Consider the following 25,777-nt stretch of genomic DNA (forward strand, 5'->3'; position numbering starts at 1 on the left):
CACTTATTTATTCAGAGACTAATGCAAATACCAAAATTATTTATGATTTTATTAGGTGCTACGCCTAAAGGAAGAAACATAGAACAGCATGATATATTTTTTGGAATAGGATTTTCTGTTAAAGAGTTATTACCCGAAATGCTTGCTTTTTGGCCAGAAGCAAATGGTAAAATCCACATTGATGCCTACAGAATTATAAATAAGGTAGGAGGTTATAAAGTTGAGGTAATTGCTAAAGCCGATGAGAACAAGACAGAATTAAGAAGTCTATTTTTCATGAACCTGGGTGGGTATAAGAGAGATGAGTTTGAAGAACTTCATTATAAAATGCTAGCCGTAGCTGATCAGAAAGCATTAGCAATTAAAGAGGCAAAAGAGACAGCTTTCTATAAACATGTAGGCTTTAAAGGTGCAACATCTCATATAGATGATAAATTTGGTGTAGATGTAGATGATATTTTTGAAATTAAAGATATTTTGTCTGAAACAACAAAAAGCAAATATGCCCTTAAGTTTACATCAGATTCTGGTTTGCCAGAAGATGAAATATTTTTAGGCTATTTGCCTTTGTCGAAAATATAATGTTGTCATTCCGAGGAACGAGGAATCTACTAATCAGATTCTCTTCGCTTTGCTCTGAATGACAAATCTATTATGCAGGCTGCATTTGTGTAGCAATTGCCATTCTGTTCCAAGCATTAATAGCAATAATTGCGATCATTAGTTGAGCGAGTTGATTATCATCAAAAAATAATTTTGCTTTTTGATAAGTTTCATCGGAAACACCACCGTTTGCAATTAAAGTCATTTCTTCAGTTAATGCTAAAATGGCTCTTTCTTCCTCTGTATAAAGATTGGCTACTTCTCTCCAAGCATTTAATAAATAAATACGTTGTTCAGTTTCTCCATGTTTTCTTGCATCTGTAGTATGCATATTGATGCAAAATACACAGCCATTAATTTGAGAAGCTCTTATTTTAATTAATTCTTTGTGAGTTTTGTTAATTGTAGTTGCTGCTAAGTAGGTTTCTAATCCCACTAAAGCTTTGTAAGCCTCTGGTTCAACTTGTCCAACGTTTATTCTTTTTTCCATTGTGATTTATTTTAAATGATAAATCAAAGGTAAACAGATGGCAAATTGAAAAACTTAAACTAGTTTAAGAAATGATCCTTCGACTACGCTCAGGATGACAATACTTTTGATAAAGAAAACTAAACTTTCTTCCTTAGCTCACTTAAATATTCGGGTGTTAATCCTAAATAAGAAGCTAACATATATTGGGGAATTCGTTGAGCAAACTCTGGGAATAAAGAGACAAATTGACGATAATTTTCTTCTTTAGAATAATTGTAAAAGTATTTAAATCTCATTTGAGATGCTGCGTAGGCTCTCTGTATAATTATCCTAAAGTATTTTTCTAACTGAGGTAATTGCTTAAACAATTCTTCTTGTTTATGATGCTCTATTACTACAACATCAGTATTTTCTACTGCTTGAATGTAGAAATGACCTGGTGTTTGCATTGTAAAACTCATATAGTCTGCTATCCACCAGTTTTCTAAAGCGAATTGGGTTATTTGTTCAATTCCCTTATCATTGATGAAATACATCCTTAAAAGACCTTTCTCAGTAAAATAATTTGCTTTACATATCTGGCCTTCCTGAAGCAAAAAATCTTTCTTTTTTAAGGAAATTGTTTTTACATAAGATGATAGAATCTGCAACTCATCCTCATTAAGGGAAATGTATTTTTTTAAATGTTGGATGAAATTGGGAGACATATTTTAGATTTTATTCAAATATATAAAGCTTTTTGTATTCCTAAAGGCGCTAAGTTTTTTTAAACTTTTATTTATGGTCGATGTTCTTTAGTCACATCAAAACTATTAAAAGACATGGAAACTAGAACAGCAAACGCAGAAATTTTAAACGACCTGATACAAATCAATAATGATAGAGTGGTTGGGTATGAAAGAGCAATTGAAGAGCTTAAACCAGAAGATTCTGATTTAAAAACATTATTTGTAAAAATGATTGGTGAAAGCCATACGTATAAAATGGCCTTAGCTACAGAAGTACAAGCTTTAGGTGAGGAGATTGAAGTAGGAACCACAAGTTCTGGTAAAATTTATAGAGCATGGATGGATGTAGAAGCAGTTTTTACTGGTCATGATCGTAAAACAGTTTTAAACAATTGCGAGTTTGGAGAAGATGCAGCTCAGAAAGCATATAAAATGGCATTAGAAGAAGATGAATTGTCAGCAGATTTGAGAAGTTTAATTACAGAGCAAAAGGCTCAATTAAGAGTTTCTCATGATGAGATTAAAGCATTGAGAGACGCACAATAATGAAAACTTTCTGTAAAAGATACAAAGCCATTTCGTGTATTCGAAATGGCTTTGTTGTTTCATTAGTTTATGAAGAGCTATTCTTATCTAACTCTTTATCTAAATAATAAGTTGCCTTTTGTATCGCATTATCAATAGTGTCACTTAAAATAGTTATGAATGAACCTGATTTTGCATTTTTAACTAGGTTCCTCATACAATCTTCGCCATTGTTATTAATTTCAATCGGAATATTGGGGTTTATTTCTTTTAAGCCCTTAATCAATAAATCAATAAGTTCTTGCTGTTTACGCCCACGAAGATATTTTTCTTGACAAATCACAACTTTGTCAAACATTTTAGCTGCAATACGGGCTGTTTCAATAATATCTTCATCTCTTCTATCCCCTGTTCCAGAAATTACACCTACATGTTCTGTTGCATCAACGGTCTCTAGATATGCTCTAATACCGTTAAATCCATCGGGATTGTGTGCAAAATCAACCAGAATCTTAAAATCCTTAAACTTAAATACATTCATTCTACCTGGCGTTTGTGCTGCCGATGGAATAAATGTTTCAAGAGACATTCTAATGTCTTCTGTTTTACATCCCCAAAGAAAAGTGGTTAGAGTTGCTGCTAAAACATTCTGGATCATAAAGCTAACTGAGCCATTAAAAGTTAAGGGAATGTGCGTTGCTTTTTCAACGCGAATTTTCCAGTCTCCTTTTTTAATGGTTACGTACCCATTCTCATAAATTGCCGAAATGCCTCCTTTTTTGCTATGCTCTTTGATAACTGGATTTTTTTCATCCATACTAAAATAAGCAACATTACAATCTGCACTTTCTGCAATTTTTAAACAGTATGAATTGTCAGCATTTAAAACTGCCCAACCACTTCTTTTAACGGCTCCAATAATAACAGACTTTACCCTGGTTAAGTCATCAAGATTATTAATGTCTGAAATACCTAAGTGATCTTCTTGTATGTTGGTAACAACACCAATATCACATTTATTAAAGCCTAAACCGGCACGAAGTATTCCGCCTCTAGCTGTTTCTAGCACAGCAACTTCTACTGTTGGATCTTTAAGAATAAATTCTGCACTAAAAGGGCCAGTAGTATCACCTTTCATTAATAAAGTGTTCTGTACATAGATCCCATCGGATGTTGTAAAACCAACTCTACTACCATTGTTTTTTACAATGTGAGCAATTAAACGAGTTGTAGTTGTCTTGCCATTGGTTCCTGTAACTGCAATAATAGGTATGCGAGCAGATTTCCCTGGTGGATAAAGCATATCAATAACTGGTGCTGCTACATTACGAGGTAGACCTTCACTAGGTGCCAAATGCATTCTGAAACCTGGGGCAGCATTAACTTCTAAAACAACTCCACCATTTTCTGTTAATGGCTCAGTTAAATTTTCCGCCATGATATCAATTCCGCAAATATCTAAACCAACAATTCGTGATATTCTTTCGCAATTGAAAACATTCTGGGGGTGAACCTGATCTGTAACATCAATGGAAGTGCCACCCGTGCTTAAGTTTGCAGTAGATTTTAGGTAAACAATCTCACCTTTTGGAGCTACGGTTTCTAGCGTATATCCTTTTTTCTCTAATAAATCTTGTGTGTCACGATCAACTGTTATTTCAGTGAGTACATTTTCATGTCCATATCCTCGTCGTGGATCTTCATTTTCTATATCAATCAATTGCTGAACAGTACTTTTTCCATCTCCTTTAACATGAGCAGGAACGCGTAAGGCCGCGGCCACCATTTTATGGTCAATTACCAAAACCCTAAAATCATGTCCGCTTATAAAGCTTTCTACAATAATTCTTCTAGAATATTCTTTTGCATAATGAAATGCTGCAATAGCCTCTTCCTCATTTTTAACATTAATTGTGGCACCCTTACCGTGATTACCATCTAAAGGTTTAAATACCAAAGGGAAGCCAACTCTCTTTATGGCATCATAAACATCATCTAAAGTAGAGGCGGTAACCCCTTTAGCAACAGGAATTGCTGCATCTCCTAATAAACGTTTAGTTTCGTCTTTGTTGCCTGCAATATCTACAGCAATGCTACTCGTTCTTTCGGTCATGGTTGCTCTAAAACGAACTTGGTTTTTGCCATAACCTAATTGCACTAATGAACTTTTATTTAACCTTATCCAAGGAATATCTCTAGCAATCGCTTCATCAACAATTGATCCAGTACTTGGGCCTAAACGTTCAGATTCCCTCAACTCACGCATGCGATGGATGTCGTGTTCTAAATCATATTCTTTGCCATCTATTAAAGCTTCAGCTATGCGAACAGAAGCTTCAGCGGCATAAACGCCAGCTTTTTCTTCTAAGTAACTAAAAACAACATTATAAATTCCATCGGTTTTGGTTTGGCGAGTTCTACCAAAGCCAGTATCCATTCCTGCTAATGTTTGTATCTCTAAAGCAATATGTTCTATTACATGGCCCATCCATGTACCTTCTTCAATCCGTAATAAAAATCCACCAGGTGAACTTTTGCTACAACGATGAGACTGTAAGCTGGGAATTAATTTTTCTATTCTTTCTCTAAAACCTTCTATAACGTTCGTCGGGCGCTGTTCCATCTCCTCCAAATCTAAACGCATTTGAATTAATTTTTTTCTGTTAATAGACCAGATGTTTGGTCCTCTTAGCACTTGTATGCCTAATATCTTCATTTAGTTGTATTATTTTAAGTAGTGGTAATAGAGCGATTACTTAATAGAGATTTTTGTCTCAAAGAAGCACTTAAAGTATAAAATTTTTTCCAAAAAAATAACTTTCACCTTAAAACTTTATTTGCTAAAGTGTTTAAGTCTAAGTTATAAAATGGAACAAATCTTTAAGAATGTTAATTAAAAGTGTAATATGGATAAAAATAACGTTAATTATTAGGCTAATGGCTATAAATTTGGCATTTTAGCAAAAATCTAAAGACTACAATGGCTCCAAAAGGGAAATTAATTATAATTGGTGGCGCAATAAATACAGGAAGTTTTGCCGAAACACAGTTCGGATTACCACAGAACATGAATTTTTTTGAGCGTGGAATTTTAAAAAGAATAACGACGGAATCGGTAAGAGGGAATGAATCTCGTTTCGAAATTATGACAACTGCTTCTTTAATTCCTGAAAGAGTAGGCGAAGAATATATTAAGGCTTTTGCACAATTAGATGTACACGATGTTGGTGTTTTAAATATCGGAAGCAGAGAAGAAGCAAATAGATTGGAATATGTTGAACGAATTAAACTAGCCGATGTAATTATATTTACAGGAGGCGATCAGTTACGCTTGTCGTCAATTTTTGGAGGTACAGAAATTCATCGTGTTTTATTAGATAAGTACCAAAATACAGAAATTGTAATTGCAGGTACATCAGCTGGTGCTGCGGCAAGTTCAAAAAATATGATTTACCAAGGAAGTAGTAAAGATGCTTTACTAAAAGGCGAGGTTAAAATTACTGGTGGGCTAGGATTTATTGATGGTGTAATTGTAGATACTCACTTTGTGCAACGAGGTAGGATTGGTCGTTTATTATATGCTGCGGCAAGTAATCCAGGTATTTTGGGCATTGGTTTAGGTGAAGATACAGGTTTGTATATTCATGAAAATACAATGGAAGCAATTGGTTCAGGAATGGTAATTTTGGTAGATGGCCGCCATATGGCTGACACCAATTTAACTGATGTGGAAATGGGACAACCAGTTTCAATTAAAAATATGATTGTACATGTAATGTGTGATGGAGATATGTATAATTTAGCAGATCATCAATTGGTTATTCATCATCCAAAAGCTGTTCCAACAGAATAATCCAGGTGCATAAATCTGTCTTAATACTATATACTAAGTACCAAATACTAGATGAAATTAATTATACATGGTGGATTTTTTAGTGAATCATCAACCAATCAAGAAACAAAAAAAGCTAAGCAAGATGCATTGGCCCAAATTGTAGAAAAAGCCTACCAATTTCTAAAAACCAATACTGCCTTAGAAACTGTAGTTTATACAGTAGCCTTGTTAGAAGACAATGAACTTTTTAATGCAGGCATTGGTTCTCAGATACAAAGTGACGGTAAAGTGAGATTAAGTGCATCTATAATGGATGGTAAAACTCATAAATTTAGTGGGGTAATTAATTTAGAAGATGTTAAAAATCCCATTGAAGTTGCCAAAGAGCTTTTATCTTATGATGATAGAGTACTGAGTGGTGAGGGTGCTTTGGCCTTTGCTCGTGCAAATGGTTTCGAATATTTTAATCCGATTACTGCACAAAGACAAACTGAATATAAAGACAAGCTAAATCAAGAAGAGAAAAAAGGAACAGTTGGCTGTGTAGCACTCGATGCTGATGGAAATTTAGCTGTTGCTACTTCAACTGGTGGAAAAGGTTTTGAAATCCCGAGTCGTGTAAGTGATTCGGCTACTGTTGCTGGTAATTTTGCCAATGATTTTGCTGGCATTTCTTGTACAGGCGTGGGCGAAGATATTGTTAGTGGGGCACTAGCTGCAAAGATTGTAACTCGTGTTACTGATGGTTTAACTTTGCAAGCTGCTTGTGATAAATCTTTCTCAGAGTTAAAATCATTTGATGGTTTTGCAGGCGTTATTGGCATATCTAAAAAAGGAGAAATGTATCATTGCGATTCTCATCCTTATATGGTTTGGGCATCTTTTGATGTTAATTTACAGGTGTTTAACTAAAATTTACATATCTTAGCAGGATGAATAAAATCTGCTTAACGCTTACATGTTTGTTTTTTGTTGCTAATGTTGGTGCTCAGAACTTTAATTCTGGACCCCAAGATGTACCTCAAGTAGGTACGGCAATTAATATTGCTGTCGCAACAAATGATGAATCTGGAGCAGATGAATTTTTTGAAGATGCGGATAGAAATGAACGTAGAGGTGATTTAAATGAAGCTTTAACCTTATTTGGAAAGGCAGCATTTGAGTACAATAACGATAAAAAATTCAGCAGATATGGGGCTACATTGTTAAGAATGAGCAATGTACATATGTTGCTTACACATTATACAGAAGCGGAGCAAGTGGTATTAAATGCGGCTCTAAAAACATATTCGCGTATTGGTAGTAGAACCGGTCAGATGGCTTCTTATAATCAACTTGGTAAAATTTATTTAGCTGCTAATAAATTTACACAATCAATGTGGTTTTATACTCAACAGGGCATATTAGCTCGTCAGTTAGGCAATAACACATCCTATATAGACTCGGTGATAGGTTTAGCTTTGGTAAAGATCAAAAAGAAAGAATACAGTTTAGCAACTAAAGATCTAAACAGGGCTGAACTGTTAGCCAAAGCATCAAAAATTACTCAATTTAATCAACAGATTAAGAGTAATAGATCCATTATTGCAGAAAAACAAGCAGTAAAAAAGTAAAAGTTTACAGATAATTACTTAAAGCAGCAATAGATTTTTCTTCATGTCCTTGGAGGAACACTGCTGTTATTTTCAATACTTTTCAACATAAAAATACCCACTAGTAGGTATATGGATTGAAACATATTTAATTAATTTTGAGATATTAACTAGCTCAATGAAATTAATTCTCTCAATTGCATTTGCTTACTTCTTAGGCTGTTACCAAGCTACAGCGCAAGATCAAAAAACGCTTGATAGCTTAAAACGAATACTGAAGAAATCAACGATTGTTGAGCAGGCTCAAAATCTCAATAAAATTTCATCAGCATATTTTAGGGTTAATTTAGATAGTGCAATCTCTTACGGTAATAAATCAATAAATTTTTCTAATAAGCACAAAATTTATAAAGAATTGGCTGTAGGATATAATTATCTAGGGCAAATGATATATTACAAGGGGAATTATGTAGCATCCTTATCAAATTTTGAAAAATTTAGGACGATTGCTCTTCAACTAAAGGATAATGTACTTATAGCTCAAGCTATAAACAATATTGCTGGTGTTTTAATAGATCAAGGTAAAACCGATGAAGCAATTCAAAAATATGAAGAGGTTTTAGCAATTAGTAAGAAAAACAATGATAAAAAGGGGCAATCACTTGGTTATGGGAATTTGGCATTTGCATATCGATATATTGGCAATAATGGTAAAGCGATTAGTTATATTTTTGAGCAGATAAAAATAGACGAGGAGATTAATAATAAGATGGGTTTGGCCTATTCTTACCAGCAACTAGTTCTGTTATACAATCAAAGGAATGATCTAGTAAACACAAAGAAGTATTTAGATTTAAGCCTAAATAAGTTTCAGGAGCTAAATGATGGCAGGAACGTGGCGGTGAGTTATGATTTGTATGCCTCCTATTTTCAGAGTACCAATCATATTAAAAAAGCTATTGAATATGAAAAAATGGCAATAGACTTAGCAAATAAACATCAAGATAAGCGTTCTATAGCTATTTTTCAGTCAAAGCTATCCAATTTGTACTTTGAAGCCGAAGCTTTTGAGCTAGCAGAGAAAAATTTTGTTCAGGCTATAAATTTACATGAGTCTATAAATTTGCAAAAAACTGTTGCAGGTGCATATATTGGTTATGGGAAATCATTATTAAAATTGAACAAACTAGAACAAGCCAAAAGTAATCTAGATAAAGGTTTAGCGATCGCTATTAGTCAAAAATCAGCAGTTGATAAAAGAAATGCTTACGAGGCATTGACAGAATATTATATTAAAATTAATGAGTCTAATCAAGCGATAAAAACTCAAAGACAATATATCGCTGTTAAAGACAGCTTATTAAACGAGAGTAATAGCAAACAGATAAATGAGCTAAATACAATTTATCAAACTCAAAAAAAAGAGCAAAAGATTTTATTATTAGATAAGCAAAATCTTATACAAGGATTAGAGCTAAACAAAAGCAAACTAGAGTTAGAAAATGAAAGTTTAGAGAATGACAAAAAGGCGCTGCAGATTAGCGAGCAGAATTTCATTCTTCAAAAAAATAAAGTGCTGATTGCACAAAAACAGATTGAAACAAGGGCAAAAGCGCAACAAATTAAATTACTAGCTACTCAAAATGAAGTACAAAAGTTAGAACTGCTTAAGCGCAATATTTTTTTAATAATAATTATAAGCATTCTTTTGGTTTCTATTTTATTGGCATATCTGTTTTATAGTCGCAATAAATTGAAACAGGAAGCTCGTTTACAAGATGAGGTAATCAAACAACAAGATCTTGCAACTAAAGCAATTTTAAATGCCGAAGAGAGTGAGCGTAAGCGGATTTCAAATGAATTACATGATGGCTTAGGACAAATGTTTTCTGCTGTAAAAATGAATTTATCTGCACTAACAGAAGATTTGAATTTTAAGAACGAACAGAGCAAGGACATGTTTGACAAAACATTGAGTCTGGTTGATGAAAGCTGTAAAGAAGTAAGATCGATTTCCCATCAAATGGCACCTAATGTATTATTGAAATCTGGGTTGGCTACAGCGGTTAGAGATTTCATAAGTAAGATAGATTCTAGAAAACTAAAAATTAAGCTAGAAACTTTTGGACTTCAAGAAAGGTTAGATCAGAATATAGAGACTGTTTTATATAGAGTAATACAGGAAACAGTAAATAACGTAATTAAACATGCTGAGGCAAGTTCGTTAGATATTCAACTTAGCAAAGACGAAGAAGGCATTAATGCAATGATTGAGGATAATGGAAGAGGTTTTAACACAAGTGAATTAGAGAAATTTGAAGGTATTGGTTTAAAGAATATCAGAAGTAGGGTTGAATACCTGAAAGGGAGTGTTGATTTTTCTTCAACTCCTAGTAGTGGCACTTTAGTTGCAATATTTATACCTTTTTAGTTAATAATAGCTGAGCTGAAGCATCAACCCAGCTTAAATTACTTACCTAATCAGGCCATTTAAGTCATCAACAATAGTATTGCCAACATGTATAATGTCACAACCAACACTTGATGCTAAATCAAATAAAAACAACTGCATTTCGATTAATAACATAAAATATATTTTATAAGCCAATCACCATAATTGGTTAAATAAATATAAAAAAAGAAAGCAGAATAAATAAATTGGTTTAAATATTTAAATATAATTCATTGTAAATTAGTGAGATGGAAAATACGCTCTTAACAAATCTGTTTATTGTAGACGATCACCAATTGGTGGTTGATGGTTTACGTGCATTGCTAAACAATGAAAATAAGTATGCTATAGTTGGCTGTAGTAATCAGCCTAAAGATGTTTTACCTATGCTTGATGAGTTAAAGGTAGATATCTTATTAACGGATATTAACATGCCTGAAATGTCTGGAGTTGAGTTAACAAGAAATGTAAAGAAAAAGCACCCGAGTATTAAGGTATTAGCACTATCAATGTTTGGAGAACGACAAGTAATTAAAGAGATGATAGATGCAGGTATTTCTGGTTACATATTAAAAAATACGGGCAAACATGAGCTCTTAGAAGCATTGGATAAGTTAGCTAAAGGACAAACCTTTTTTAGTGAAGAAGTAACCAAAGAATTGATGAAATCTTTTAAGAACTTTGATGAGGTTCCTCATTTAACTAATAGGGAAGTAGAAATAATAAGATTAATAGAATGCGAAAATAGCAATAAGAAAATTGCCGACATGCTATTTATTAGTGAGCGCACAGTAGAAACCCATCGTAAAAATATTTTTAGAAAAACAGGTACACAAAGCCTAGTTGGCTTACTTAAATATGCTTATGAGCATAAAATTATATAAGCTTCTACCAGCTATTGGGTAGGTAAATATACCCTAGCTAAGGTATTGTGTTGCGGAGTACATTTTTGAACATTTGTGATATAAATTTAAATAAATCATGAAAAAAATTACAACAATTCTACTGGTATTCACAATTTTAACAACTGTATTTATTTCTTGCAAGAAAGATGAAGAAACCACAGTTAAAGCGGCTGGTACAGCAAGTGCAGATCTAAAAGTAGGTAGTGCAGCAAGTGTGGCATGGGTAGCAACAACAGCAACAGCAACAAAAGCTGGAACTAGTTATACAATTACCGCAATTAATTCAACAGGAACTTTGGTAATTAAACTAGATAACGTGACAGCAGCAGGGACCTATACATTTACTACAGCAAATAGAAATGCAACTTTTACTACTGGAAGTAAAACTTATGGCACACTAAATAATGGAGGTGGCAATACAATAATTACAGCAATATCAGCAGATAAAATTGAAGGAACATTCTTCTGCGAAATGTTTGATGGTACTGCAACATCTGCTGTTTATTGTAACCTAGGGAATGGAAAATTCAGCGCATCATTCTAATAAAATTTAATAATTTAACTAATCGTTATGCTATGAAAGCAGGTAATAAAGTAATTGATGTTTTAAGCAAGCGTGAAGTAGAAATTATAAAGTTGATAACACAAGAATTTAGTAATGAAGATATTGCGTCTCATTTGGCTATAAGTAAGCGAACTGTAGAAACTCATCGTAAAAATATCTTTAAAAAAACAAAGGTTAAAAGTATTGTAGGTCTAGTAATGTTAGCCATTAAGAATAAGTTGGTTTCTTAATTATACCCCTAAGTTTTATTAAGTTTACAAAAAAGATACAGTATAAAGCGGTATCTTTTTTGTTTTTTAAAAAAATTGGTATCATATTGGATGATGATTTTATAAGAATGGAACTTAAATTAGTTAAAGAGATGTTGAGAAGAGTATTAATGATAACATTTACAGCTGCAGCACTTGCTTGTAGCGCTTCACCAAAGCCTCAGAAGATGGTTGATGGTGTTCAGAATATTAAGCCAGATGAGCAACAAAGCTTGGCTTTAAGACAGGTTGTAGGATTAATAGAAAACTATAATTACAAACAGATATCAATTAATGATTCTATTTCATCAATTGTACTAGATAGATATATCAAAGCTTTAGATCCCTCTAAGTATTATTTTTTGGCTAGTGACATTAAAGAGTTTGATAAGTTTAGAGCAACTTTAGATGATGATTTTAAAATTGGAGACTTAAGTGCACCCTTTTATATTTTTAATGTCTATTTAAAAAGGTACAATGAGCGTATAGATTATTCAATTTCTCAAATTAAGGCTAAGTATGACTTTAATCAAAATGATACTTATGTTTATGATAGAGAGAAAATGCCTTGGATTTCTAGTACTTCTGGTTTGGATGATGTGTGGAAAAAAAGGGTAAAATATGAGCTGGTTAACTTAAAAATTACAGGAGCTGACCCTGCTAAAAATATTGAAACGTTAACAAAACGTTACCAAGGATTAAAAACTCAGGCCGCCAAATTTAATAACCAAGACGTTTTTCAAATCTTGATGGACTCTTTTACTGAAGCCATTGATCCACATACCAATTATTTTAATCCAAGAAATGCAGAAGCTTTTAATCAAGAAATGTCTCGTTCAATTGAAGGTATCGGTGCTACATTACAACTAGATAATGAAGTAACTAAAATTGTATCTATTGTGCCAGGTGGCCCTGCTTTTAAAAGTAAACAGATCAATGCTGGTGATAGAATTATTGGAGTTGCACAGGGTGTAAATGGAGACTTTGAAGATATTATAGGATGGAGAATTGATAATGCAGTATCTAAAATAAAAGGTCCAAAAGGAACAACTGTCCGTTTAAAAATTATTCCAGTAGGACAGGAGATGTCATCAAAACCAGTTATTATTACCTTGGTTAGAGAAAAAGTGATTTTGGCAGACCAATCTGCGAAAAAGTCTGTTAAAACCGTACAGTCTGATGGTAAACCTTATAAAATCGGAATTATTGATGTTCCAGGCTTTTACGCAGACTTTGAGGCTGCAAGGGCAGGAGATAAAAACTATAAAAGCACTACGCGTGATGTTCGCTTGTTAATAGACACATTAAAAAATATTGATAAAGTTGATGCAATAGTAGTTGATTTACGTTCAAATGGAGGTGGTTCATTACCAGAAGCAATTGATTTAACCGGATTGTTTATTGATAAAGGACCGGTAGTTCAGGTAAAAGAATACAATAAAGAGGTTAGTGTTAATTCTGATAGAGACCCAGGTGCAGCATGGACAGGTCCTCTTGGCGTCATGATTGATCGTTTAAGTGCGTCAGCATCAGAAATCTTTGCAGGTGCCATACAAGATTATGGTAGAGGTGTAATTATGGGTACACAATCGTATGGTAAAGGAACTGTACAAAGAGTAATTTCTTTAAATGACATGGTTGATTCATCTATTTTGCAAAAAATGATGAATGCATTAGCTGCTAATAAAGCCAAAAATGGCGGTGATAAATCAATTAATATTAAAACTAACAATGCTGATAAAACGGTAACTATTGTAGATAAAAATGGAGTTCCTCAATTAGGACAATTGAATTTAACAATGGGTAAATTCTATCGTATCAATGGCTCTAGTACGCAACATAAAGGTGTCGTGCCTGATTTTAGTTTCCCTTCAATCTATCCTTTAGATAAAATTGGAGAAGATACAGAGCCATCGGCATTACCATTTGATATCATTAAGCCATCTAATTTTCAAAGTATAGCTAGTTTAACAGATGTTAAAGCTAATTTATTGAGATTACATAAAGAAAGAATGGCAAAATCTTTAGACTATAAGGTACTAGAAGAGGATATTGTTGAATCTAAAAAACGAGATACCGAAACTGCAATTACATTAAATGAAGCTAAATTAAAAGCAGAAAGAGATGAGTTAGAAGCTAAATCTTTAGCCCGTTTTAATCAATTAAGAGCATCTAGAGGTTTAGCTCCAGTTAAAAAAGGAGATAAAACAACTAAAGAAGACGCTTTCGATTTTGTTCAGGATGAAAGCTTAAAAATAATGGTAGACCTAATGAAATTAACAGAAGGAGCTAAAACAGCCACGGCTATTCCTACATTTAATAAATAGGCTATTGCCGATATAAAAAAGTCCACTAACCTTTAGGCTAGTGGACTTTTTTTGTTTTAAGAAATTTTATTTGGTTTTTGTTCTAGCAGAGTTGGTTTTTTCCATCTGCATAGACATCATTTCTTTCATGGTTTTATTCATTCCTTCTGTAGAGCCATCTAGGAAAATCACATTGCCATCACTGTTCTCGGCAAAATGCTTAATAGATTCTGTCCACATGGTGAAAAGGATAACAGAAATATCTAAGTTTGCTTGCTCCATTTCTTGAGCAGCCTTTGTCATTCCATGGGCCACTTCAGCACGAAATAAGGCAATACCTTGTCCACGTAATTGAGCAGCCTCTCTTTCAGCCGCCGCGGCAATTTTAATGGCATTACCATCAGCTTCTGCCCCTTTGGTTTTGGTAATTAGCAAAGCCTGCCCTTCATTTTCTGCTGCTGCTTTTAAGTTATTAGAGGCAACAACCCTGCTCATTGAACGCATAATTTCTTCATCAAAAGTAATATCGTTTAGCTGTAAATCTTGTAGGTGATAACCCCAGCTTTCTAAAACTTGGTCAATTTGGTGCTTTACGTGTTCTACAATTTCATTTCTTTGCGCTAGTACATTTGCTTGTTTTTGAGTGGCTACATAAGCTCTAATTGAACCTTCAATGGTGCGAATTAATGCTTGCATTAAGTTAGTGGCATCCACAAATTTAAAGGCCACATTTTTAATGGTCTCTTCATCATGATTTAATACAGAATAAAGAAGCATAGCCTTGAAATAAACATTAGCTTGATCTTGCGTTACTGCTTGGAAAGATAACTCAACTGAGCGATTTTGTATAGAAATTTTAGAATGGATTTGCTCTATCAAAGGAATTTTTAAGCTTAAGCCCGGTCTTAATTGTCTTCTATATTTTCCGAAGATAGTAATTACAGCAATTGTGCCTTGTTTTACTGTTACAAATGAGCTAAATAGGACAATCAGCCCCAAAAAAAGTAAGACGTACGGAACGTAATTCATAATGGTATTTGATTTTAATTATAATCAATATTACTAAGTAATTGTGATTAATAATAAATAATTTTTAATCAATCCTTTTATAATTTGAACGTCGATAAGGTCTATGTCAAACAAATGGAATAGTTTCTATGTTATAGAGCTATAAAATCTAAACTTATGAACGTAAAAAGAACTTTTGGAACTATACTAACTATTTTGGGAATTATAGGATTAATTTATGCTGGCTGGGGCTTTGTACAACATAGCACTGGTTCAAGAGAATTAATCGTTGTTGGTATAATTGGTGTGATATTCTTCGTTTCTGGCATTGGATTAGTAAGAAACACCAAAGACGAAGCTTAAATTATTTCAAGCTAATTCGTCCATTTCCTTCAAACTTTAACTGATTTTCTGGTAAATCAAAATTGGTTAAAGTTTGTATTTTTTTGAAAGCAGTATGGTTTGTATCAACTGTAAGTCTGTTGATTTTATCCTGTTTTACAGAAATAATATCAGCAAATAAGAAATCGCCTTTCGAGTTTATCTTTAATTGTACAAGCGGTGCAAAGCCATTCGGGCCTTTTAAGCTAAACATTCCGTAAGTACAAAAATTACCCAAACTATAGGCTATAAATTTGTTTTTGTAAACTTCCATTGCTCTGGTAACATGTGGCCCATGGCCTAAAACTACATCGGCTCCTGCATCAATTACTCCATGTGCAAATGCATAAACATTACCTCTGTTTTCTTTATAAAAAATTTCAGTTTTACGTGTTAAATGCTCAAAATTAGCACCTTCACCACCACCATGGAAAGATACAATAACGATATCAACTTGTTTCTTTAGCTCAGCTACTAGTATTTTAGCGCTATCTATTTTTTTTATCGAAACCGTATTTTCATTCGGAGCAAAAGCACAAAAAGCATATTTAACGCTATCTTTCTCAAAAATGTCAAAAGGTTTATTTAATTGACCAGCGTACTTTATTTGCAATGAATCTAATATTCTTGCGGTGTTTTTTCTTCCTCTTGCATCAAAATCGCCCACATGGTTATTGGCAATACTCAATACATTAAAACCAGCATTTTTAAATATTAATCCATACCTGTCTGGCATTCTAAATGCGTAGCAGCTATTAGGATTTGAACCAATACACTTTGATGAGTTTCCAGCATTTAAAAAACAACCTTCTAAATTGCCAAAAACAATATCACCTTTTAAATATTGCTCAACAGCAACAAAACTATTCATAGCATCATCTGGTGGAAGATTTGATTTGCTCGGAAAAGCAGAACCAAGCATAATATCCCCTACGGCTACTATGCTAATGGTATCTTTTATTTTTCTAATTTTTAAGGTATCGGTTTTTGACTCTCGCGCAGATGCAATAGGTTTATTTTGGCAGCTCATCAAAAAATAAGCTCCCGCGCAAACTAAAATCAAAATACTAAAAAAATTCTTCATCCTTCATTCATAAAAAAATCCCCCTTGTTGTAGGAGGATTCTATATTTTGTATTAACCGAAATTAACTAATTATTAAATTATTCTTCTACAAAGTCTTTCTTAGCGTCATCAAGAATTCTTCCGCCTTTATAAAAATAGCGACTATAATAAGGTTCGTTCAAATTGCTAATTTTAACACCTCCAGAACTAGAGTGCGCAAAACGATTGTCTCCAAGATAAACACCAACGTGAGAAATGCTGCGGCTTTTAATTTTAAAGAAAACCAAATCTCCTTCTTTTAATTCGTCTTTAGACAGTGGATCAACCATGCTAAAGATATCACGTGAACTACGTAAGATTGTAGTGTTAAAAACTTTTTCATAAATAGTCTTTGCAAAGGCCGAACAATCAATTCCTTTTTTGGTATTTCCACCAAAACGGTAAGGAGTTCCTATCCATTCGTAAATAAACTTATAAAGTTTTAAGTTAGACGTTGCATCTACAGCCACACCCATTACCTGCGAGAAATATTGCGAGGCCAAGTTGTCTGGATCTTCTAATTTGTTGGTTTCTTTTGTCTTGTTTTGAGCAAACACAGCAGAAAAGCTGCATAAAACGATAAGAGTAGAAAACAAAAACTTTTTTATCATGTTATACTGTTAAGTTTGGGTAAATGACACTTACACTTAAACGTACACCACTAGGGCTTATTGTTAGGATAGCAAAAGTATGCTATTTACAAATGTTATCCAAATTTTGAGTGTTTAAAACTGAAAGTTATTAACATTTCAAGACTTCTCTACGCAAAAAAGCTATTTATTTTTTTATAATCGAGGAATTAATTTCTAAATTTTAATCAATTTTTAGATTTTTTAAATTAGGAGGAACTTCATTCTTGCAGAATAATATTCTAGTTCAAAATGAATTGAAATTATTATAAAGGTTGATCTTGTTAAAGCATAAAATGTTTAAACTTTTATTTTTATTTAAGAATATAGCTAAAACCGATGTAACGCATTAATATCTATCAACCTAATGATGTTTTTACATATACTAATACCATGAAATACCAGAAAAAAAATTAAATTTGCTCCACAAACAAAAAAATCAATACCTCAACATGAGTGCAGTAGAAATTAATAAGGATACCTATTTGAAGTGGTTTGAGTCGATGTTGCTAATGCGCAAATTCGAAGAAAAAACTGGACAATTATACGGACAGCAAAAAATTCGTGGTTTTTGTCACTTATACATCGGTCAAGAAGCAGTAGTTGCAGGTGCAATTTCAGCAATGGGACCTGATGATTCTATGATTACATCTTACAGAGATCATGCTCATGGATTAGCCTTAGGAATGAGCGCTAATAGTATAATGGCAGAAATGTATGGAAAAATTACTGGTTGCTCTAAAGGTAAAGGTGGTTCCATGCACATTTTTAGCAAAGAACATAACTTTTATGGCGGCCATGGAATTGTAGGTGGTCAAATGCCTCTAGGTGCAGGTATTGCATTTGCAGAAAAATATAAAGGCACCAAAAATGTTAATGTTTGTTACATGGGAGATGGCGCAGTACGCCAAGGCGCATTAAATGAATCGTTTAACATGGCTATGTTATGGAAGTTGCCAGTAATTTTTGTTTGCGAAAACAATGGTTATGCAATGGGTACTTCTGTACAACGTACTACAAACATGACCGATATTTATAAAATTGGTTTAGGTTTTGATATGCCATGTGCTCCGGTAGATGGTATGGATCCAGTTGCTGTCCACAATGCAATGGATGAAGCAATTCAACGTGCTCGTAATGGAGAGGGTCCAACTTTCTTAGAAATGAGAACTTACCGTTATAGAGGTCACTCAATGTCAGATCCAGCTAAATACCGTACTAAAGATGAGTTGGAAGAATATAAAGCAAAAGATCCAATTGAGCAGGTAAGAGAAGTAATTTTGAAAGAGAAATATGCTGATGATGCTTGGATCACTTCAATTGAAGAAAAGGTAAAAGAGATTGTTGATGAATCAGTAAAATTTGCTGAAGAATCTGCATGGCCAGATCCATCTGAACTTTACAAAGACGTATATGTTCAATCTGACTATCCTTACCAAGAAATTTAATAAAAACGCATTTCAATAGATATATAAATGGCTGATATAGTAAAAATGCCCAAAATGAGCGATACCATGACCGAAGGGGTAATGGCAAAGTGGCATAAGAAAGTAGGCGATAAAGTTAAAAGCGGTGATGTTTTAGCCGAAGTAGAGACTGATAAAGCTACCATGGATTTAGAATCTTACTGGGATGGAACGTTATTATTTGTTGGCGTTGAGGAAGGTAAAGCTGTTCCAGTTGATGCTGTAATTGCTGTAATTGGCAAAGAAGGCGAAGATTATAAGACTGCTTTAGAAGCTGAAAGTGGCGCTGCAACGACGGCTTCTAAAAACGAAGAAGCTCCAAAAGAAGAACCTAAAGCAGATGCGCCAGCTCAAGGTGGTGGTTTAAGCGAAGAAGAATTAAGCAAAAAAGGTGTTACTGTTATTCGTATGCCTTTACTAAGTGATACTATGACTGAAGGCGTTATCGCTGAATGGCATAAAAAAGTAGGTGATAAAGTTAAAGATGATGACATTTTAGCGGATGTAGAAACCGATAAGGCAACTATGGAAGTGATGGGCTATGCAACTGGAACTTTATTACATGTTGGTGTTAATAAAGGTGAAGCTGCTAAAGTAAATGGCATCATCGCTATTGTTGGTCCAGAAGGAACAGATATCTCTTCTATTTTGGCACAAGGTGATGCTCCTTCAAAACCTACTGCTGATAAAAACGCAGATGCACCGGTAAAAGAACAAGCAAAAACAGAAGCTGCTCCTACACAAGAAGAAGCTCCTGCTGTAAGTTCAAACGGTGGTCGTATTATTGCATCGCCATTGGCTAAAAAAATTGCAAAAGATAAAGGAATTGATTTAGCGCAAGTTGCTGGTAGTGCAGAGGGTGGTCGTATCATTAAAAAAGATATAGAGAACTTTAAGCCTGCTGCTGCTTCTGCAAAAGTTGAAAATGCTCCTGTTACTTCAGATAAACCTGCTGCAGCTGCTCCAGTAATCCCATCTTACGTTGGTGAGGTTAAATTTACAGAAGCACCAGTTTCGCAAATGCGTAAAGTAATTGCAAAACGTTTAGCAGAGAGCTTATTTACTGCTCCACATTTCTATTTAACCATTAGTATTGATATGGATGGAGCAATTGCTGCACGTACCCAAATTAATACGGTTGCTCCAGTAAAAGTTTCGTTTAATGATATCGTAATTAAGGCTGTTGCAGTAGCATTGAAAAAACATCCAGCAGTTAACTCATCATGGGGCGGAGATAAAATCCGTTTTAATGAGCATACCAATATTGGTGTGGCAATGGCAGTTGAAGATGGACTATTAGTGCCTGTTGTTCGTTTTGCAGATGGTAAATCTTTATCTCACATTTCTGCTGAAGTAAAAGATTTTGGTGCTAAAGCAAAAGCTAAGAAACTACAACCTGCAGATTGGGAAGGAAGTACATTCACCGTTTCTAATTTAGGTATGTTTGGCATTGATGAATTTACATCGATTATCAATTCTCCAGATGGAGCCATTTTATCTGTTGGTGCTATTCAAGCAATACCTGTAGTTAAAAATGGAGCCGTTGTTCCAGGTAATGTAATGAAGTTAACTTTAGGTTGTGATCACCGTGTGGTTGATGGTGCAACTGGGGCTGCATTTTTACAAACTTTAAAAGGATTGTTAGAAGAACCAATTAGGTTATTGGCATAGTTCTAAAAAGAATTTGACATCCTGAGCTTGTCGAAGGATTTCATATATAAAATAAGAAAAGCTACCCCGAAAAGGTAGCTTTTTTTGTGGGTTTAAAAATGATTTGTATCTCAGATCAACGAAAAAATCTTAGGGGTAAGAATTGAGTCTAATACTTAGATTTTGGAATTAGTTTGTCCGCATGACCCTATCAATTTTCTAAAAATTTCAGTAATTGTGCCCCACTCTACCTGGGTTTAAAAACATCAATTTCTCATGATAGAAAAGCGTTGAATTTTTTTCTAAAATATAGTTTTTGTCGGTTTTTTACTATTTATACCTTCTTGTTAGTCATAATTTCGTTAAGTCAACCGTTTGACAAAAAAATAAAAATTATGACAAAGTACTTAAACAAATTAATCTTAGTTACGCTCGTTAGTCTCTTTATGTTCAGCGCATGTAAAAAATCTGATAAAAAGCCTCAGGAAGAAAGCCGCACAGTGAAGTATGAAATTACTGGAAATTTTACTGGAAAACTTACTGTTATTTACAATGATAATGTGACTGGCAATACAGTACTAACTGAGGTTCCTCTTCCATTTTCAAAAACTGTAACTTATGGAAGCAATGTTAAAGGCATTGGTTTTGGTGCAAACTCAAGCACAGTTAGTGCTCCAGGACAAAATGCTAAAATAACGATTTATTCTCATACTGGAGCTGTTCTTGCAACTGACACACAGCCCACCGGTGCCTCAGGAGAACTATCATCGCCCACAATAGCCTATATTTTTTAGTATCCATAATATCACAAATAATAAACTAATAATTTTTTACAATCTAACTTTTAATCTATGAAATCTTTTTTTCTATTAACTTTCTTGACTTTCATTTCAATTGCTTCAATAGCCCAACAAAATGGGGCTTACAGTAAGGGTGACAATCTCCTTAATATAGGTATCGGTATTAATTCTTCTTACAGCGGGGGCCTACCTATAGGAGCATCTTATGAAAAAGGTATTACAGATGATATCAGCGTAGGGGCTAATTTTGATTATTTATCTAACAAATATTTAACCTATAAATTTACTGCCATTTATTTCGGAGCAAGAGGGTCATACCATTTTAACAATTTGCTGAAAATACAAAATAATAAATTAGATTTATATGGTGGTGCCACACTTGGGTATAGGAGCTTCTCATGGAGTGATAGCGAACAAAATATTGGTGATGAATATGGAAGTGGCGTGTTTTTAGGTGCTTACATAGGGGGTAAATATTATTTTGGAAATGCTATCGGTGTTTTTACAGAGCTTGGTGAAATAGGCAGCACAAATGCTCGAGTTGGTGTTGCCTTTAAGTTTTAAAGTATTTGTTTTATGTTAAAGCCAAATCTTATATTACGAATTGCAGTAGGAATTATACTTTTATCACATAGCATATTTGGCATGTTTGATGGAGGTGTTAATGCTTTTGGAAAATTTTACCTCAACGAGATAGGCTTTGCCCCCTTTGGAGTAGCTATTGCTTGGGCTATTAAAATCTCTCATGTGATATGCGCCTTATTGTTGTTCGCAAATAAGTATATCAAAGTAGCCAGTATTCTCACTATCCTTATTTTAATTATGGGTATCATTTTAATTCATTTTAAAGAGGGTTGGTTTGTAGTTGGCGGTGGAAGAAATGGGATGGAATACAATTTTTTATTGATTGCCGTTTTGGTTCAAATCATGATTAATGATGGTGCTGAAAAAATAAATAGAAACCCGTTAGATTAAAAAACTAATACAATAAAGGCTTAATGAATTTATTGGCTTTATAAAGATCAAGTACTCAATTAAAAAGAGCTATCCTTTAAGATAGCTCTTTTGTTTTTTACGGGATATCATTTTATCAAAAAATCAGTATATCTTTAACTTATTAGACTTGATAATGAGTACACTTAACCAACCAATACAACAAAATCAGCGCACTATAATTGTAGATGTTCTTAGAGGTTGGGCGCTGTTAGGTGTAGTGTTAATGAATTACTTTGATTTTTTTACATTAGGTAGAAATTGGCAAACCTTCAAGCCAGACACTTTTACAAATGTTTTAATGTATGCGTCGAGCATCATCTTCTCTGCAAAATCTTGGACTTTATTGAGTTTGCTGTTTGGGTACGGTTTCGCTGTTTTAATGAATAACATAAAAGAAAAAGGGCACAATGCTTATGGTTTTTTTGCTGGACGGATGTTTTGGTTACTGGTTTTAGCATTCATAAATAGCGCACTTTTCTTTGGAGACATTCTAAAAGACTATGCAATTTTGGGCCTTATTTTATTGTTATTCTATCGAAGTTCTGCTAAAACTGCTTTTATAATAAGCATCATTTTATTGCTAGCTATTCCAGCAGTTGCTGCTTACATCAGCACTTTACCAAACGATAGCCAGAAAGAGTTTGTAAAGCTATTTCCATTATACAGGAGCAGCGATTTATTTGATGTTTTATGGTTTGGATTAAAGGGGACTTATTTTGGAGAAATAATCAGTAAACCCTATTTGTATACTGTTCATGTCGTTATGTTTTGTTGTTTCTTATGGGGCTTTAGCTTATATAAAATCAATTTCTTTAACAACTTAGTTAGCAAATTGAAGCATATCAAAAGAGCATTTTGGATTTCACTAGCTACTGCTATATTTTTAACAGGATTATTTGAGATTGGACGTAAATTAGAATGGGACTTCCTTAAATATTATAAACTAGGTTATTGGCTAATTTTAAGTTCTATGATTTTTATAGCTTGTTCAATTTGTTGGCTATATATAACAGGAAAATTTAAAGCTTTCTTTGCAGGTCTAGCAGTAATGGGTAAAATGACACTAACAAATTACATGGTACAAAACCTAATAGGCTTGTTTATTTTTTCTGGCTTTGGTTTTGGTGTTTGGAACACCAAGCCAATTTGGTTTTATTTTCTATTAGCCATTGTTGTATATATCCTACAAGTCTTTTTTAGTAAATGGTGGCTCTCTAAATATAATTATGGTCCGGTAGAGTGGATTTGGAGACAACTTAGTTACCGTAAAAGATTGCCTTTAACAAAATAAACCTAAAGAAATGAGTTAAGGTCGTTGTATACCAAGCACTAGATTATGCTCACAAGGATAAAAACGGAGAGGCTGAGAAATTCAACGATTCTATAATCAGAAAATAATTCACGATTGTCTTCCACAAACGTATAAGTTATATAACATCCGAACTTGAGTTCATAAGGCCTCTATAAAGAGTACTTTCGGGGTTTAATTTCCCCAAAATGCGCAATCGTTTGCTCATCAATTAGGCTTAATCAATTTAATATCATACAAAGAAATATTATTACCTTTTAATTAAATTAAAATATGGTAAAGAAAATCTTTGGGCATGGTTATTGTAAAAAGTTATACATCTCGAAATGATGAAGAAAAGAATTTATAAAATTACCGTATTTACAATTTTGTTATTGGGTTTGTTTATAAGTTCTACGTTTGCACATAATCCACCAACAAATGGTAAACAAGATTGTGGTATTATAATGGGCAATGTATTTTATTCACAATATTACTCACCACCACAGGGAACTCCTGCTGTTAATGGTTCTTGCAGTTGGGTAAAACAATCAAATAATTCTTGTGGAAGTTATAATTATAATGGGACAAACTATACACTGTATCCCTATAAGTATATCTGCAACGTGCCGCTAGACGATTACACTTATGTTGCTTTATTCGTAATAGGTATCTTTGGTTTTTTTAAGCTCAGAAAATTTAATCTGCTGGTAAAGCCTAATTCTTAACTCCCTTATCAAAAGTAATTCTAAATTTTCACTATCGAAACGGTAAATGGTTTCGTTGCCATTATATCATACACTTTCAATCTTCTTTTATTACTTTTGCGCCATGTCTATTACCAAGCCAAGTTTGCCAAAAGGAACAAGAGATTTTTCGCCACAAGAAATGGTGAAACGTAATTATATTTTTGATACCATTAAAACCGTTTTCAAGAAATATGGTTATGCCGAAATACAAACGCCCAGTATGGAGAACTTGCAAACTTTAACTGGCAAATATGGTGATGAGGGCGATAAACTGATTTTTAAGATTTTGAATAGTGGAGAGTTCTTGAATGATCCCAAAAAGAAATCCTTCAACTTCGCTCAGGATGACAATAGTAATAGGTTGGTTAGTCTTATATCTGAAAAGGCACTTCGCTACGATTTAACAGTTCCTTTTGCTCGTTACGTTGTGATGCACCAAAGTGAGATTTCTTTTCCTTTCAAACGTTTCCAAGTGCAACCAGTTTGGCGTGCTGATAGACCGCAAAAGGGCCGGTACAGAGAGTTTTACCAATGCGATGCAGATGTAGTAGGTTCTCCGTCTTTGTTAAATGAGGCCGAGTTCATATTAATCTACCATGAGGCATTAAGCAATTTAGGTTTAAAAGATTTCAATATTAAAATCAACAACCGTAAAATTTTATCTGGAATAGCCGAAATTATTGGTAAGCCAGAATTGATTGTAGACATGACGGTTGCCATTGATAAACTAGATAAAATTGGTTTTGAAGGTGTTACTAAAGAATTGCTTGAACGTGGTTTTAGTAATGCTGATATAGATAAATTAAAGCCGGTTATTTTACTGCAAGGTACAAACGAAGAAAAGTTAGCGAGCTTAAAGTCAGTTTTAGCTAATTCTGAAACTGGATTAAAAGGTACCGAAGAAATTGAAACAGTTTTTGATTATGTATCTAAACTCACAACTCACAACTCACAACTCGCAACAACTATAGAACTTGATATTACTTTGGCGCGTGGTTTAAACTATTACACTGGTTGTATCTTTGAGGTTAAAACCAATGAAGTTGCCATGGGCAGTATTGGTGGTGGTGGTCGTTATGATGACTTGACAGGGATGTTTGGCCTGAAAGATTTAACAGGGGTAGGAATTTCTTTTGGTGCAGATCGTATTTATGATGTGTTAGAAGAATTAAACTTATTCCCAGTATCAACAGCACAAGGTACAAAGGTATTAATCAGTAATTTTGATGAGACAGCCGAACTTTATGCCTTGCCAATTTTACAACAATTAAGAACTGAAGGCATTGCTGCAGAACTTTATCCTTCATCGGCTAAGCTTAAAAAACAAATGAGCTATGCAGATGGTAAAAATATTCCTTACGTTATTTTAATTGGCGGAGATGAAATGGAAAGCGGTTTGTTAACGTTTAAAAATATGGAAAGTGGAGCGCAAGAAAAGTTAAATATTACTTCGATTATTGAAAAACTGAGGTAAAT

The 25,777-nt window shown here is 33.7% G+C and carries 25 protein-coding genes; 19 read left to right on the plus strand and 6 right to left on the minus strand.

Translation table 11 applies throughout. The features are described 5' to 3' along the window. The first annotated feature begins 21 nt into the window (after positions 1–21). Complete coding sequence (locus tag FA048_RS04660; RefSeq protein WP_136839036.1) at positions 22–582, plus strand: DUF1543 domain-containing protein; 561 nt, start codon at positions 22–24, stop codon at positions 580–582. Between the two features lie 70 nt (positions 583–652). On the opposite strand, the gene FA048_RS04665 is transcribed toward FA048_RS04660, so the two are convergent. Beyond that, a complete protein-coding gene (locus tag FA048_RS04665; RefSeq protein WP_136839037.1) occupies positions 653–1,093 on the minus strand; it encodes a carboxymuconolactone decarboxylase family protein in 441 nt (146 codons plus the stop codon). 119 nt (positions 1,094–1,212) lie between these two features. After that, positions 1,213–1,782 carry a Crp/Fnr family transcriptional regulator gene (locus tag FA048_RS04670; protein WP_136839038.1) on the minus strand — a complete coding sequence of 190 codons (570 nt, stop codon included), beginning with the start codon at positions 1,780–1,782 and terminating at the stop codon, positions 1,213–1,215. Positions 1,783–1,896: 114 nt separating this feature from the next. On the opposite strand from FA048_RS04670, the gene FA048_RS04675 reads away from it, so the two are divergent. Next, the gene (locus FA048_RS04675; RefSeq protein WP_136839039.1) at positions 1,897–2,349 is read left to right on the plus strand and encodes a PA2169 family four-helix-bundle protein; all 453 of its coding nucleotides are present in this window, start codon (positions 1,897–1,899) and stop codon (positions 2,347–2,349) included. Between the two features lie 67 nt (positions 2,350–2,416). Here the strand turns inward: FA048_RS04675 and cphA are convergent, their stop codons facing one another. Next, the gene (cphA, locus tag FA048_RS04680) at positions 2,417–5,044 is read right to left on the minus strand and encodes a cyanophycin synthetase (RefSeq protein WP_136839040.1); all 2,628 of its coding nucleotides are present in this window, start codon (positions 5,042–5,044) and stop codon (positions 2,417–2,419) included. Positions 5,045–5,308: 264 nt separating this feature from the next. Here cphA and FA048_RS04685 point away from each other — a divergent pair, with 264 nt between their 5' ends. The 8 genes from FA048_RS04685 to FA048_RS04720 all read left to right on the plus strand — a co-directional run bounded on the left by FA048_RS04685 (position 5,309) and on the right by FA048_RS04720 (position 14,252). Next, on the plus strand, positions 5,309–6,181 hold the full coding sequence (locus tag FA048_RS04685) for a cyanophycinase (RefSeq protein WP_136839041.1): 873 nt from the start codon (positions 5,309–5,311) through the stop codon (positions 6,179–6,181). Between the two features lie 51 nt (positions 6,182–6,232). Then, a complete protein-coding gene (locus FA048_RS04690; protein WP_136839042.1) occupies positions 6,233–7,075 on the plus strand; it encodes an isoaspartyl peptidase/L-asparaginase in 843 nt (280 codons plus the stop codon). Between the two features lie 20 nt (positions 7,076–7,095). Further along, positions 7,096–7,776, plus strand: coding sequence for a hypothetical protein (locus FA048_RS04695; protein WP_136839043.1), 681 nt, complete (start codon positions 7,096–7,098; stop codon positions 7,774–7,776). A 157-nt stretch (positions 7,777–7,933) separates the two neighbouring features. Then, positions 7,934–10,186: an ATP-binding protein gene (locus FA048_RS04700; RefSeq protein ID WP_136839044.1), complete on the plus strand. Its 2,253-nt coding sequence runs from the start codon at positions 7,934–7,936 to the stop codon at positions 10,184–10,186. Positions 10,187–10,455: 269 nt separating this feature from the next. Continuing rightward, positions 10,456–11,091, plus strand: a complete 636-nt coding sequence (locus FA048_RS04705) for a response regulator (RefSeq protein ID WP_136839045.1) — start codon at positions 10,456–10,458, stop codon at positions 11,089–11,091. 97 nt (positions 11,092–11,188) lie between these two features. Then, positions 11,189–11,656, plus strand: a complete 468-nt coding sequence (locus FA048_RS04710) for a DUF6252 family protein (protein ID WP_136839046.1) — start codon at positions 11,189–11,191, stop codon at positions 11,654–11,656. A gap of 32 nt (positions 11,657–11,688) precedes the next feature. Then, complete coding sequence (locus tag FA048_RS04715; protein WP_136839047.1) at positions 11,689–11,907, plus strand: response regulator transcription factor; 219 nt, start codon at positions 11,689–11,691, stop codon at positions 11,905–11,907. Between the two features lie 107 nt (positions 11,908–12,014). Then, a complete protein-coding gene (locus FA048_RS04720; protein WP_136839048.1) occupies positions 12,015–14,252 on the plus strand; it encodes a carboxy terminal-processing peptidase in 2,238 nt (745 codons plus the stop codon). Between the two features lie 66 nt (positions 14,253–14,318). Here FA048_RS04720 and FA048_RS04725 read toward each other — a convergent pair whose 3' ends face one another. Beyond that, on the minus strand, positions 14,319–15,260 hold the full coding sequence (locus FA048_RS04725) for an SPFH domain-containing protein (RefSeq protein ID WP_136839049.1): 942 nt from the start codon (positions 15,258–15,260) through the stop codon (positions 14,319–14,321). 156 nt (positions 15,261–15,416) lie between these two features. Between FA048_RS04725 and FA048_RS04730 the strand changes: the two genes are divergently transcribed. Continuing rightward, positions 15,417–15,602, plus strand: coding sequence for a hypothetical protein (locus tag FA048_RS04730; protein ID WP_136839050.1), 186 nt, complete (start codon positions 15,417–15,419; stop codon positions 15,600–15,602). A gap of 1 nt (position 15,603) precedes the next feature. Here FA048_RS04730 and FA048_RS04735 read toward each other — a convergent pair whose 3' ends face one another. Then, entirely contained in the window at positions 15,604–16,650 is a 1,047-nt protein-coding gene (locus FA048_RS04735) for a CapA family protein (RefSeq protein WP_225872474.1), read from the minus strand. A 132-nt stretch (positions 16,651–16,782) separates the two neighbouring features. After that, positions 16,783–17,334: a C40 family peptidase gene (locus FA048_RS04740; RefSeq protein ID WP_136839052.1), complete on the minus strand. Its 552-nt coding sequence runs from the start codon at positions 17,332–17,334 to the stop codon at positions 16,783–16,785. A 470-nt stretch (positions 17,335–17,804) separates the two neighbouring features. On the opposite strand from FA048_RS04740, the gene pdhA reads away from it, so the two are divergent. From pdhA to hisS, 8 genes are all read left to right on the plus strand, one after another. Next, the gene (gene pdhA / locus FA048_RS04745) at positions 17,805–18,800 is read left to right on the plus strand and encodes a pyruvate dehydrogenase (acetyl-transferring) E1 component subunit alpha (protein ID WP_136839411.1); all 996 of its coding nucleotides are present in this window, start codon (positions 17,805–17,807) and stop codon (positions 18,798–18,800) included. 27 nt (positions 18,801–18,827) lie between these two features. Then, the gene (locus FA048_RS04750) at positions 18,828–20,489 is read left to right on the plus strand and encodes a dihydrolipoamide acetyltransferase family protein (RefSeq protein WP_136839053.1); all 1,662 of its coding nucleotides are present in this window, start codon (positions 18,828–18,830) and stop codon (positions 20,487–20,489) included. Positions 20,490–20,863: 374 nt separating this feature from the next. Next, positions 20,864–21,262, plus strand: a complete 399-nt coding sequence (locus FA048_RS04755; RefSeq protein WP_136839054.1) for a hypothetical protein — start codon at positions 20,864–20,866, stop codon at positions 21,260–21,262. A gap of 57 nt (positions 21,263–21,319) precedes the next feature. Continuing rightward, positions 21,320–21,832, plus strand: a complete 513-nt coding sequence (locus FA048_RS04760; RefSeq protein ID WP_136839055.1) for a hypothetical protein — start codon at positions 21,320–21,322, stop codon at positions 21,830–21,832. 12 nt (positions 21,833–21,844) lie between these two features. After that, positions 21,845–22,243, plus strand: a complete 399-nt coding sequence (locus FA048_RS04765) for a DoxX family protein (protein WP_136839056.1) — start codon at positions 21,845–21,847, stop codon at positions 22,241–22,243. 154 nt (positions 22,244–22,397) lie between these two features. Then, positions 22,398–23,555: a DUF418 domain-containing protein gene (locus tag FA048_RS04770; RefSeq protein ID WP_136839057.1), complete on the plus strand. Its 1,158-nt coding sequence runs from the start codon at positions 22,398–22,400 to the stop codon at positions 23,553–23,555. A gap of 344 nt (positions 23,556–23,899) precedes the next feature. Beyond that, a complete protein-coding gene (locus tag FA048_RS04775; RefSeq protein WP_136839058.1) occupies positions 23,900–24,280 on the plus strand; it encodes a hypothetical protein in 381 nt (126 codons plus the stop codon). A 103-nt stretch (positions 24,281–24,383) separates the two neighbouring features. Beyond that, on the plus strand, positions 24,384–25,775 hold the full coding sequence (gene hisS / locus FA048_RS04780) for a histidine--tRNA ligase (protein WP_136839059.1): 1,392 nt from the start codon (positions 24,384–24,386) through the stop codon (positions 25,773–25,775). Positions 25,776–25,777 lie beyond the last annotated feature (2 nt).

It is taken from the genome of Pedobacter polaris (assembly GCF_005116505.1).
Lineage (GTDB): Bacteria > Bacteroidota > Bacteroidia > Sphingobacteriales > Sphingobacteriaceae > Pedobacter > Pedobacter polaris.